The sequence below is a fragment of the Paenibacillus naphthalenovorans genome, from assembly GCF_001465255.1.
Lineage (GTDB): Bacteria > Bacillota > Bacilli > Paenibacillales > NBRC-103111 > Paenibacillus_G > Paenibacillus_G naphthalenovorans.
Genome location: NZ_CP013652.1, coordinates 3,576,762 through 3,589,096 on the forward strand (window position 1 = coordinate 3,576,762; position 12,335 = coordinate 3,589,096).

A 12,335-nucleotide genomic window follows, 5' to 3' on the forward strand; every position below is an offset into this window, starting at 1 on the left:
TTCGATTCGCTTAATTGCGCAACGGCTTGCCTTTGGAAAGCATATGCTGCATACGCTGCTGCGTTTTCGGTTCGCCGCAAAGGCTGAGGAACGCTTCGCGCTCCAGATCCAGCATGTATTGTTCGGTCACCATGGTTCCCGCAGGAACGTCCCCGCCGGCAAGCACATGAGCCAGCTTGCCGGCAATCAGCAGATCGTGGTCGCTGATATACCCGCTTTGCCGCATGGTATATGCTCCGAGCTGCATAACCGCCTTTCCGTCTGCGCCGACCACCCGGATTTTTTCTTTCGGCGGCAGTACATACCCCTCATGCACGAGCCGAAGTGCCGATTGCTTGGCTTCATGGATCAAGCGCTCCTGATTTGCGACGATCCTGTCTGAGGCACGAAGGTAACCGATTTTCCGGGCATCGTGGGCGCTTGTCGACACCTTGGCCGTGCCGATATTCATGAACAGCTCGTTGATGTGCGGCTGCAAATCCGCCTCCGGATTTGGATTCGCCCGGCTTAGCCGCAGCGCCAGCTCCTTGCAGCCCCCTCCCGCGGGAATCAATCCAACCCCTGTTTCCACCAGACCGTAATAGGTCTCCGCGTATGCGCACACCTCGTCAGCCGGCAGACAAGCCTCGACGCCGCCTCCCAAGGTCATGTGGTAAGGAGCGGCAACAACAGGTTTTTCAAAACCTTTGAGCTGCATCATCGTATTCTGGAAAATTCGGATAATGCTGTCGATCTCCTCCCACTCTTCGTTCTGCGCTTCCATCAGCAGCAGCATAATATTGGCGCCGACGCAGAAATTGCGGCCTTGGTTTGCGATGATCAGCGCGTCGTAATTTTGGCGCACCTCTTCCACACTTTGCTGAATCATAAACAGAATATCGGCGCCGATCGCGTTGTTGGGCGAATGGAATTCCAGGCACGCCACGCCGTCGCCCACATCAATCAAGCTGGCGCCGCTATTGGCGCGGATGATCTTGTTCTGCTCCTTCAAGCTGCGCAGCGAAATGTTCTCGGCAGGCTGATCGGCCGCTTTATATTCCCCTTTGTATACGTAAAATGATTTCCCGTTGGCATGCTGATAGAACGATTCCTTCCCGGATGCAATCCATTCCTTGACCCATACCGGTATGCGCTCCCCCTCCTTCTCCATTCGTTCGACGGATTTTACGAGCCCGATCGCATCCCACGTTTCAAACGGCCCCAGCTCCCAATGAAAGCCCCATTTCATCGCCTTGTCGATATCCGCAATCGAATCGGCGATTTCCCCGACTTTGTCCGCCGAATAAAGCAGCGTTTTCTTCAAAATGTCCCAGGCAAGCCCGGAATAGCGATCCTTGGCGCCGAGCAGCGCCTTCGTCTTTTCCTTGGCTCCTTTGGCCGTTTTGGCCGCCTCAAGCGAGGGGGATGCCGGCTTCCTGCTCTTGCCGTAAGCCATCGCGCCCAAATCGAGGGACAAAATTTCACTGCCCTGCTCTCCCTTGACCTTCTTATAAAAGCCCTGACCGGCCTTCTCGCCGATCCACCCGAAAGACACCATGTCCTTTAGCACCTGCGGCACTTGAAAAGCCTGTTTTTCCGGACCGCCGTCCAATTTTTCATAGACATTATTCGCTACATGCACAAAGGTGTCCAATCCCACAAGATCCAGCGTCCGAAAGGTGGCGCTTTTCGGCCGGCCCATGGCCGGGCCTGTGACGGCGTCTACTTCGTCAACGGTATAGCCTTTGTCGATCATCGTTTGCAGCGTGACCAATAAACCGTAGGTTCCGATTCGATTGGCGATAAAATTCGGCGTATCTTTGGCTACCACCACGCCTTTGCCAAGTCTTTTCCCGCAAAATTCCGTCAATCGGGCCACAATATCCGGATCGGTCGTTTCACCCGGAATGATTTCCAGCAGCTTCATATAGCGCGGAGGATTGAAGAAGTGCGTGCCGAGAACGTGCCGTTTAAACGCTTCGCTCCGGCCTGCTGTCATCCCGTCGATGGAAATGCCCGACGTATTGGAACTCACAATGATTCCCTGCTTCCAATGATTTTCGATTTTGGCCAGCAGCTCCCGCTTTATATGCAGGTTTTCCACGACCGCTTCGATGACCCAATCGACGTCCCGAATTTTACCGAGATCGTCCTCCAGGTTCCCCGGCGTAATCCGGCTGAGGAAGGCGTCGTCATACAGCGGCGACGGTTTGAGTCTGGTCAGTCCGGAAAGCGCGTTTGCCGCCAGGCGGTTGCGGACGGCCGGATGCTCCAGCGTCCATCCTTTGGCTTCTTCATCCGGCGTCAATGCTGTCGGAACGATGTCCAGCAGCAGGCTGGGAATGCCCGCATTGGCGAGATGGGCGGCAATGCCCGCTCCCATGACGCCTGAGCCGATCACGGCAGCTCTATTGATGTTTGTTGCCATGCGCCTCTTACCTCCTGTACCTGTTATTGTTCTTGGACTTTGGCATGACCGAATACCGCTCTGTAACCCCTTACATCTATTGTTATTCCATTTATACAAGAACCATTGACAACGGTTAGCGGATTTCATAAGATGGAATCAGAAAATGAATGAGTATTCATTCACAATGTATTTCAATCTTATCACCGGGGTGCGAAGATGACAAGTAAAAAAATAAACAATAAATTCCATTTGATCCTGGACGCTGCTGTCAAAATCTTCGCCGAAAACGGCTATCATGGATCGCAAGTATCGAAAATTGCCCGCGAAGCCGGCGTCGCTGACGGAACCATTTATTTATATTTCAAAAACAAGGAAGATATTCTCGTGTCGCTTTTTCGGGAACGGCTGGGAGAGTTGGTGGGCAAGTTCAAGGAAAACGTCGAAGCGTCGTCCACGGCCGATGAAGCGCTCCGCAAAATATGCGAAATTCATTACACCGAGCTGGAGCAAAACACGGACCTCGCTTACGTTACCCAAATTGAATTGCGGCAAAGTTCATTGGAGCTGCGCAAAGCCATAGGTCAAGCAGTCAAACCATATATTCAATTAATAGAAGCCGTACTGGTCAAAGGCATGGAAGAAGGAACCTTCCGTCAAGGGCTGGATGTCAAATTAACGCGGCTGCTGATCTTCGGAGCCATGGATGAAGCCGTCACCTCCTGGCTGATCTCAGGACGCAAATATTCGCTGAGCAAGCAGATCGAACCGACCGTCGAGTTTTTCCTTAAGGCCCTTAAGCCTTGACCTTCTTCTGCCATTTACCTTGGAAAGGGGAAATCCGGATGAATGTGTATGTGATGCTGAAGCAGACGTTTGATACGGAGGAAAAGATCGTCATTGCCAATGGAAAGATCTCGGAAGAAGGCGTCAAATTCGTCATGAATCCTTACGACGAATATGCTGTGGAAGAGGCAATCCGCATAAAGGAGCGGTTCGGGGGACGCATTGTTGTCGTTTCCGTCGGGCCCCAACGCGCTTCCGAGGCGCTGAGGACCGCGCTTGCCATGGGCGCGGACGAAGCCGTCCTGATTTCGGACGACCGCATTTCCCAGGACGAATATGTGGTATCGGAAGTTCTCGCCGCATATTTCGCGGATAAGACGTATGATGTGATTCTCGGCGGCCATTTTTCCATCGATAACGGCGCAGGTCAGGTGGCCGTGCGTTTGGCGGAGCTGCTGCATCTTCCTCACGTATCCTCCGTTATCAAGCTGGAGCTTTCCGCCGGAACAGCCAAAGCAGAGCGCGATGCCGAAGGCAATGTGGAACTGCTGGAGGTATCTCTTCCGGCCCTGTTCACCGCCCAGCAGGGGCTCAACGAACCACGATACCCGTCCCTGCCCGGCATCATGAAGGCAAAGAGGAAGCCGTTTCAACAGCTGACGCTTGATGATCTGTCCGTAACATCAGAGGCTCTTATACCCAAAACGTCGTTAATCGGGCTGTTTCTTCCTCCGGCAAGACAGGCCGGACAAATATTGCAGGGCGAAATGCCTGAACAGGCAGCCAGGCTTGTCGAACTGCTTCGCACACAATCCAAGGTCATTTAGACGGCCTGTGAAGGAGGAAATATCCATGAGCAGAACGTATGCGATCATTGCCGAGCATCGTGACGGAAAGCTGCGTCAGGTCACTCTGGAAGCACTTCAAGCAGCGCAAATCGCGTTACCGGAAGGGGGCCGTATTACGGCCATTATCATGGGAAGCCAAGTGGATTCTCTGGCCGATGAGCTCGCCGCCTATCCCTTTGCAGACATTCATCTGATCGAGCATGACAGCCTTCGGCATTACCATCCGGAGGCTTATCTTGCTGCGCTTGCCGGCGTTCTTGATACGATTCGTCCGGACGCCGTGTTCATAGGACATACGGCTGTCGGGCGCGACCTTGCCCCTGCCATTGCTGCGAAGCTGAAAGCCGGCCAGCTGTCGGATGTCATTGCGGCCGAGTCGTCCGGCGAAGGGATCCTATTCACCCGGCCCGTATATGCAGGGAAAGCCTTTGAGAAAAAAAGGTTTACCGATTTCCCATGGGCCGTCACCATAAGGCCTAACAATTTTCCCGCAGTCCGGACAGCCGGCGGAGCGAAAGCCCCCATCGTGAAAATCGCTTACTCCCCTCCCCCGACCCTTCGATCTGTGGTGAAAGACGTTGTCCTCAAGACGTCAGGCAAGGTAGATCTGACAGAGGCGAAAATTGTCGTATCCGGCGGCCGCGGGGTCAAGAGCGCGGATGGCTTCAAGCCTCTCGAAGAGCTGGCGGAGGTATTAAATGGGGCCGTCGGCGCATCGCGTGGCGCATGCGACGCCGGATATTGCGATTACGCCTTGCAAATCGGCCAAACCGGCAAAGTCGTGACGCCGGAAATTTACATCGCCTGCGGCATCAGCGGCGCCATCCAGCATCTGGCCGGCATGAGCCAATCGCGCATCATCATCGCCATCAATAAGGATCCGGAAGCCCCTATTTTTAAAATGGCCGATTACGGCATTGTCGGAGATTTGTTCGAGGTTGTTCCCCTGCTCACCCGGGAATTCAGGAAAGTACTGGAATAACGAACACAAAGCCCGTCAGGCGTTTAGCCGGCGGGCTTCTCGTTTCGGACATTAAGGACCCAGCAGTTTTTGAAGTCCTAAAGTCGTCCAAGGGATATAGGTGATAATCATAAGAATAAGACATGAAATAATTAAGAACGGAATCAAGCTTCGTGTAAGCCTCTCGACTGAAACGTTCGCAACCGCCGAGGTCACAAACAGGACGGATCCGACCGGAGGGCTGATCAGCCCTAAAGTTAAGTTAATGACCATGATCACACCCAGGTGGATAGGATCAACCCCATAATGAACGGCTATAGGTACAAGAATTGGAGTTAACAGGATCAAAGCCGGCACTCCCTCCAGAACGGTACCTATGAGCAGCAGCAGCAGATTGACCAATAACAAAAAGACGAACTGGTTATCCGCTACGGCCAGGAAAGCATCGGTAATCAGTTGGGGAATTTGATTGAAATTCAAGACCCAACCGAAAATATCGGACATCGCCAATAAAAAGGTGACAGTCGAGGTGGTGATAATGGTTCGCACCAGAATGCCCGGCAAATGCTTCCATTTCAACTCCCTATAAACAAAACCGCCGACCAGTAATGCAACCAGAACCGCAACGGCCGCCGATTCCGTTGCTGTAAAGATCCCCGTAGTAATCCCAACCATAATGAGCACCGGAATGCTCAAGGCAGGCAGCACATAAACGGTACCTTTCAGCACCTGGGACCAACTGGATCGATCGGATCTCGGAAAATTTCGTTTTTTGGCAATCGTGTAAATATATAATCCAAAGCCCAGACCAAAAATAATACCGGGCAGAATCCCTGCCAAAAACAAGCTGCCGATCGATACGCCCGCCGTTACTCCGTATATAATGAACGGCATGCTGGGGGGAATGAGCGGAGCTACAACCGATGCGGATGCGGTAAGTGCACTGCTGAAATCCCGGCTGTACCCTTCCTTTTCCATTACCGGAACCACCGTTTTGCTCATCACCGCCGTTTGTGCGGTGGATGATCCGATAATCGTGGCGAGAAACATGTTTGCTACGACATTAACATAAGCAAGCCCACCGCGAAAATGTCCGAATATGACTTTGGCAAATTCAAGCAAACGGTTGGTAATCCCGCCTTGATTCATAAATTCGCCCAATAGAATAAACATCGGGATCGCTACAAGGCCGAAATTTTGCAATCCGTTAAACAGCTTGGACGGCATAGACTGTAAAATAGTGAGATTGCCCGTCGTTAACACGTAGATCAGTGTCGTAAGACCCAGCACGATCGCAATCGGCACCCCAATAAACATTAATGCAAAAAAACCGATCGCTGTAGTCATTTAGCATCCCCCCCTTGCCCTAAAAATATATGCCGACACTAATTTGTTGATATGATCGATAGTAAATACAATAATGCACAGCATAGATATAGGGACGACGGAATACAAAATCCACAAATTGATGGGAATCGTGGCTGAAAGTTGATTGACCACACTTGGACTCTTAACCCACAGGATAGAGTAGTAGCCAATCACCGCTGCAAACAGTAAGGTGCATAAATGAATAAAGATGTCCGTAATCAGCCTGAACTTGGGGGAAAGACGGTCAATGAGGAAGGTGACCGCCGCCATATCGGCACGTTTAATCCCTAAGCTCGCGCCTAAAAATGTAATCCAACAAAATAGGTACAATGATAACTCATCGGCCCAGAAAATCGGATGGTTTAACACATATCGAAACATAACCGCAACGATCATGTTAAACGTTAATACGACTCCTATGGCTACACTGACCCAAATCAGTAACCTGTCAATGATGTTAGCTATAGTAGAGATGATATTTGGTTTGGGTTGAATTTGTTGGATTTCTTCCATAGAACAGATACCTACTCTTTCGAAATCTCTTTAGCTTTTTCTAGGAACTTGCCGATTTCCGGAGCCTTTGCAATCCACTTATCCTGAACCGCCTTGATGTATGGTTCAAATTCCGCTTTGTTGGTTAATTGATGCGTAGTCAGTCCAAATTTTGTGCTGGCGTTTGCGAGCAAATCTGCCTCATTTTTTTCCACATATTCAACATTGTATTTCATGGCTACATCAACCGCATCTTCTATCAGCTTTTTATCTTCATCGGACAATCCGTTCCATCTGTCTTTGTTGATCAGAATGCCGCCTGCCCAATACATATGTTTGCTCGGCGTCATGTTCTTGGCAATCTCCGTCAATTTCTCGGAAATGACCGACTCCGTATCGATATCCACACCGCCGATTACGCCGGTTTGCAGTGCCGTATACACTTCGGTTAGCGGCATTGGGGTCGGGCTGACTTTGAGCGAAGTCAAGAAGTCAAGAATGGTTGGGCTCGGGGTCGTTCTCAGCTTAAAGTTCTCCAGATCCTTAATTCCTGTCACCGGCTTCGTAGCCAAGAAGTATCGGAAACCGGAGCTTGCATAGCCTAAGCCTTTGACATTGTCATTCGTTAATGTATCAAATAAGGCCATGGATTCCGGGCTTGTCCACAATTCGTAAGCTTGCTTGTGGTCTTTCACCAGGAAAGGCATTAACCATGCGCCAAAGGCAGGGGAAGAACTGCTCAATTGAGCTGTGGTGATGATCGCCATATCCAGAGATCCGGTATTTAACTGCTGCATCATATCGGTTTCGTTACCCAATTGCCCTCCCGGGAACAATTGAACGGTAATCCGGCCGTTGGTTTTGGCCTTAAGCTCTTCACCTATTTTCCATGCCGTTTGGGCGAGTCCGCTGTTCTCCTTCGTAATGTTGGCGAATTTCAATACCAGCTTTTGTTGATTCTTCCCGTCATCACCGCTGCTTGTCCCCCCGGCGCTCTCGCCTCCGCCACCGCATGCGGCAAGCAAGGACGCAATCATGATCCCGATTGCCGCGGTTTTAAACACTTTTTTTGTTTTTCTCATTCTGTAAGCCTCCTAACTTAATGTGCACACATGATACAAGAGTAAAAATAGTTCTATATACAGGGCTGGTTTAACCAGTCTGAATAGAATCCAAATCGCAGCTACCCTTCATGGAAAGGGTGTAAAAGCCAGGGTGTAAAAGCCCATGAGCGGAGGCAACCTGCAGCCATTAGCGGCACTCATCGGGCTTCTTCCCTTTGTCACGTTGCAATCGCAAATCTTTGCCAGGCACGCCGTACTTCAATCCGTCATTTTCACAATAAGACCTTCTATATACCTATATCGGCATTCCTGCTGCCTTTTTTTCTATCATTTTGACCATTTTTTGCAAATGGTTTTATCACGCATGAATTTTATTGGCCTTTGGAATAATAACGTACCTCAAACGTCTTACAGCCATTTGGAGATATCCAAGGGCCGTGCTTCATACCCGGAGGTCGGCAAGCTACCATTCCCGCTGTAAATTCCTGATTGAGCGTCAGGTCAATCAAGGAGCCTTCGATCACGTAAAGCTCTTCCCAAAAATCATGAATTTGCACACCGTTCGGAGTGGTGTCCGTGCCCGGTTCGAAGATAAGAATCCGTGTAGCCACTCCCGTTTCCGGGTCCTTCGCAATCACTCGTTCACTTAGACCCTTTACGTTGGTAAAAGGCTTTTGTTCAAATTTCGTATAATCGGTAAATTCCAGTTCCGGTTTTGCCATTGTTAATCCACCTCTGAGTCCTTTAAAATTTTGGTTTCATAATTTATGGTAAGTTTTCTATTGTTTATCTTATCATGAAGTTCCGCCTTGAAAATACCTCCAAAGTAAAATTTTTCAGTTTTCAAGGGAAGCGTTCCGCAATACAGTGCAATACCAGGGCTGTCATACCCGCGCTGCTTTACCAATTCAAGCAAATCCATCGGATTCAAAAAGGCGCTAAGCGTACCTGATTGATACAGCACTTCTTCTCCGTCAACTTGAACCCAGCTGTTCAGCTCAATCTCGTCCCAGTGTTCGGAAATCGACTCAAACGTCCACAATTGCTTGGAAATGATTTTGGCGCACACCTGTTTTGACTTCTGAATCGATACGGCCTCAAGCACACGATCGGTATGGTCACTGCCCAAACCGATATACCAGGTGCCGTCGATATCCAGCAGTACGACCTCCGCCTCGCCGCTGCTGTCATTGCCGACAACGCTGATCACGTCAGTATTGCTTAATAATTCCGGCGCCAGGTCGTACATCATCGGAACCTGCCGGGGAGCCGGTATCCCCAATTCTTTTAATTCTTCAATATGGTGTTTGACCGCTTCCTGGTCTTTATTGGTATATCCCGCTATAACCAATCTTTGTGGTACAAAATTTAATATTTTTCTTTCGTGCTGAAATTCCATGTCTGTATCTATCCTCCCGGGTTTATCATTATAAAACGCGATGTTTTAGAGAAGGGAAGACTTCACGAATTTGGTCCACTTGCTCAGGATGGATTTCAGTTTTCACAATCGTTTCGTGTTCCCCGCCGGATGCGACAACCGTTCCCCATGGATCCACAACTCGGCTGTGGCCCCCCATGAAGACGTTTCTTGTCGTTCCGACGCAATTGCAAGAGATGAGGAAGCATTGATTCTCCAATGCTCTGGCTGAATTAAACAGCTGCCAATGCGCCAAGCGGGAATGCGGCCATGCCGATGTAACGAGCAGCAGCTTGGCGCCTGCATCCACCTGCTTACGGTATAATTCAGGAAAGCGCAGATCATAGCAGGTGGTGAGTCCGACGCGTCCGAATTCGGTATCGTAGACTCCAATGTCTTCTCCCCGCGTCAACAATTCGCCTTCCAATGAACCATAGCGGAACAAATGGATTTTGCGGTACGTACCCACGATGGCTCCCGTCCGGTCAAATAACACGCTCGTGTTATAATACTTATCCCCGTCTTTCTCCACAAAGCTTCCGGCAAACAAGTACGCGTTCAGTTCTTTGGCTTTTGCGGAAAACCGCTTTACGAACGGGCCGTCCATAGGTTCGGCTTCCGCCTTGTAGCGGTCAAACGAGAAATACCCGGTAGCCCAAATCTCAGGCAGCACGATCAAATCGCTGCCCTTGGCCTGATCCAGCAGACCATCCGCCCGTTCGATTCTTTGTTCTTTCGTTTCGCTGTCCTTGATTTCTAATTGAATGGATGCTACTTTCATGCCCTCAGTTCCTTTCTGTTAAGCAGATACGGAATTATCCTACCTCGATTTCTTTTTCCGTTTTTGCCGTTTCATTCCCAGGCAGCCCGTAGCTTGCCAGGAAGCGGTCAACGATAGCAACCGGCTCTCCGTATCCGTAATTGCGGAACGAGTACCCTTTAACCACAAACGGAGCTCCGTTGTAGAACATTTCGTACTGCTGGTGGCGTCCGCCGAACTCAGATCCGATAATGTCCCAGGCCAATTTGAACAGTTTTACTTTTTCCTCCCCTTTGGCCCCTGTGGAGGAACGGATATATTTTCTCATGTCGTCTTTCGTTTCAGGGTTTATCATTTCCTTATAGGAGGAAGGCACCTGCAGTACGCCGCCGCCTACCAATTCTCTCAAGATGCGGATAACAGACGAATAAATGGTATCCTGCATCCCTACGACGCCATACAGATAACGCGCATTCGGGCGGGCTACGCCGTTCTTATCGATGCTGCACTGATATTCCGAGGCCATCAGCATGCCTTCCACCATGGCCGCTTGCGACGCCAGCTCCCCAAGCCGCTCCTGAACCTGCGGGAATTTATCGGTACCGTTCATTTCCGTTACTTTCCTTGCCACGCCGATCACGAACTTCAGCTTGGCGGACAAGCGGGTTTGCGCCTGGTTGTTGCCCAGGACGTGAGCAGGCGTTCCGTGGAACTGCGCGCGGGTTGCTTCGATGTCTTTGTACACGAATACGTGCTCCCAAGGGATAAACACATCCTCAAATACAACAAGCGAATCGCTCTCATCATACTGCGTCGACAACGGATAATCGAAAGTGCTCGGCTTGTCGGCTGCGAAGCTGGGACGGGCATAAAGCTTCAGTCCCGGTGCATCCATCGGCACGACGAACGAAATCGCATAATCCTCGTCTCCCGGACGCAGCGGTGTAATGCAGCTGCAGAACAAATAGTTGCTGACGGCCGAGCTTGTGCCGAGCATTTGCGAGCCGCGCACGACAATACCGTCTTCTCTTTCCTCGTATACACCTACCGGCAGGAACTTCTCTTCCTGTTCGTTGGCTGCTTTGCTGCGGTCAATTTGCGGTGGAATGATGACGTAAGTGACGAACAGATCGTTGTCCCTTGCATATTTGTAAAAATCAATCACATACTTGGCACGGTCGCCGAATACCTCGGGATGGCTCGCGAACCCTGCCAGGAAACTGGCCACATGATCCGGGCTGCGTCCGGCAAAACCGCAGGTGGCTTCCGCCCATTTATACATTGCCTCACGGCGTGCAGCCAAATCCTCTCTGCTTCTTGGAATCATAAACATCTTGTTGGCAACCGTACCGTCTTCCGTTGTGTACGTCATGCCGTTAGCCGGATCGGCGGACATATCGTACATCTTGGAGAAGGTGTTCACGATTCCTGCGAATGCCGGGTGGGTCGTCACATCTTTCACACGCTCTCCCCCGATATAAATGGTTCTGTTATCCTTCAGAGATTCTACATATTGTTTGCCGTTTCTCATGCTTTTGATCTTCCTTTCCGAAGGTAAATATATATTTTTTGAATTTTGTACACTGTGTGATGTATACACTGACAACGATAATTAAGCGTTATAGATGGCCTCTTTGACCTCAGTATCGAGTTTTTTGACCAGGTCAGCATTATACGTTTTAACAAATTCAAGCTTCGTAGTGATTTTCCCGCCGTAGAAAATAATATCTCTGATTCCTTCTACCTGTACTTCAATCAAGGCAAGCTTCAAGGTCAGCCCTTCGGTTTTGGCTACTTTGACAGAAGCTTTTCCCGTTAAGGAGAATACGGACTCTTGAGCAGTAAAATTCAAAAGCACCGCAGGATCTTGTTCAATGATTTTGATGAAATCGGACTTAGCGTCGATCGCAAAACGAATCGTTGTTGCGTTTACGGCATACACCCAAGACAAAGCCGTCGAATAAATAGCACCGCTTTCCTTCTCAACCACATTAAGCAGCACGATGTTGTTTCCCTGCAGCGCATCCACCATTTCGGGAGTCAATTCCGTTAAAACTTTTGACATGGCATTCCTCTCCTTTTTGGAATATCAGATCTATAGGCATTTTATAAATCAACAGTGTAATAAAACAGCGGGCTTTGGAGCAAAATAGGAAAGGATTTCGTCCACTGTATGATGTATACACAAAAATTTTGTCATTTTTAATCTTAACTTAGTGACTTATGTTATGGGATAAATAGTAATATAGTTCG

General features: G+C 49.8%; 12 protein-coding genes. 3 read left to right on the plus strand and 9 right to left on the minus strand.

The annotated features are described in order from the left end of the window. Positions 1–10: 10 nt before the first annotated feature. Positions 11–2,407, minus strand: a complete 2,397-nt coding sequence (locus IJ22_RS17590) for a 3-hydroxyacyl-CoA dehydrogenase/enoyl-CoA hydratase family protein (RefSeq protein ID WP_062409745.1) — start codon at positions 2,405–2,407, stop codon at positions 11–13. Positions 2,408–2,605: 198 nt separating this feature from the next. Here IJ22_RS17590 and IJ22_RS17595 point away from each other — a divergent pair, with 198 nt between their 5' ends. From IJ22_RS17595 to IJ22_RS17605, 3 genes are read left to right on the plus strand one after another with little or no spacing between them, the layout of a single operon-like run. After that, the gene (locus tag IJ22_RS17595; protein ID WP_062409746.1) at positions 2,606–3,193 is read left to right on the plus strand and encodes a fatty acid metabolism transcriptional regulator FadR; all 588 of its coding nucleotides are present in this window, start codon (positions 2,606–2,608) and stop codon (positions 3,191–3,193) included. A gap of 38 nt (positions 3,194–3,231) precedes the next feature. Then, entirely contained in the window at positions 3,232–3,999 is a 768-nt protein-coding gene (locus IJ22_RS17600; RefSeq protein ID WP_062409747.1) for an electron transfer flavoprotein subunit beta/FixA family protein, read from the plus strand. A gap of 25 nt (positions 4,000–4,024) precedes the next feature. Continuing rightward, positions 4,025–5,002: an electron transfer flavoprotein subunit alpha/FixB family protein gene (locus IJ22_RS17605; protein ID WP_062409748.1), complete on the plus strand. Its 978-nt coding sequence runs from the start codon at positions 4,025–4,027 to the stop codon at positions 5,000–5,002. A 51-nt stretch (positions 5,003–5,053) separates the two neighbouring features. On the opposite strand, the gene IJ22_RS17610 is transcribed toward IJ22_RS17605, so the two are convergent. The 8 genes from IJ22_RS17610 to IJ22_RS17645 all read right to left on the minus strand — a co-directional run bounded on the left by IJ22_RS17610 (position 5,054) and on the right by IJ22_RS17645 (position 12,147). Beyond that, a complete protein-coding gene (locus IJ22_RS17610) occupies positions 5,054–6,328 on the minus strand; it encodes a TRAP transporter large permease (protein ID WP_062409749.1) in 1,275 nt (424 codons plus the stop codon). Next, positions 6,329–6,862, minus strand: coding sequence for a TRAP transporter small permease (locus tag IJ22_RS17615; RefSeq protein ID WP_062409750.1), 534 nt, complete (start codon positions 6,860–6,862; stop codon positions 6,329–6,331). 11 nt (positions 6,863–6,873) lie between these two features. Then, positions 6,874–7,923, minus strand: a complete 1,050-nt coding sequence (locus tag IJ22_RS17620; protein ID WP_062409751.1) for a TRAP transporter substrate-binding protein — start codon at positions 7,921–7,923, stop codon at positions 6,874–6,876. Positions 7,924–8,276: 353 nt separating this feature from the next. Further along, positions 8,277–8,627, minus strand: a complete 351-nt coding sequence (locus IJ22_RS17625) for a cupin domain-containing protein (RefSeq protein ID WP_062409752.1) — start codon at positions 8,625–8,627, stop codon at positions 8,277–8,279. A gap of 2 nt (positions 8,628–8,629) precedes the next feature. Then, on the minus strand, positions 8,630–9,304 hold the full coding sequence (locus IJ22_RS17630) for a DUF2848 family protein (protein ID WP_054817547.1): 675 nt from the start codon (positions 9,302–9,304) through the stop codon (positions 8,630–8,632). Between the two features lie 28 nt (positions 9,305–9,332). Beyond that, positions 9,333–10,103, minus strand: a complete 771-nt coding sequence (locus tag IJ22_RS17635; protein ID WP_062409753.1) for a carbon-nitrogen family hydrolase — start codon at positions 10,101–10,103, stop codon at positions 9,333–9,335. A 34-nt stretch (positions 10,104–10,137) separates the two neighbouring features. Continuing rightward, complete coding sequence (locus tag IJ22_RS17640; RefSeq protein ID WP_054817545.1) at positions 10,138–11,613, minus strand: 4-hydroxyphenylacetate 3-hydroxylase family protein; 1,476 nt, start codon at positions 11,611–11,613, stop codon at positions 10,138–10,140. 81 nt (positions 11,614–11,694) lie between these two features. Further along, positions 11,695–12,147 carry a PNPOx family protein gene (locus IJ22_RS17645; protein WP_062409754.1) on the minus strand — a complete coding sequence of 151 codons (453 nt, stop codon included), beginning with the start codon at positions 12,145–12,147 and terminating at the stop codon, positions 11,695–11,697. Positions 12,148–12,335: the final 188 nt, after the last annotated feature.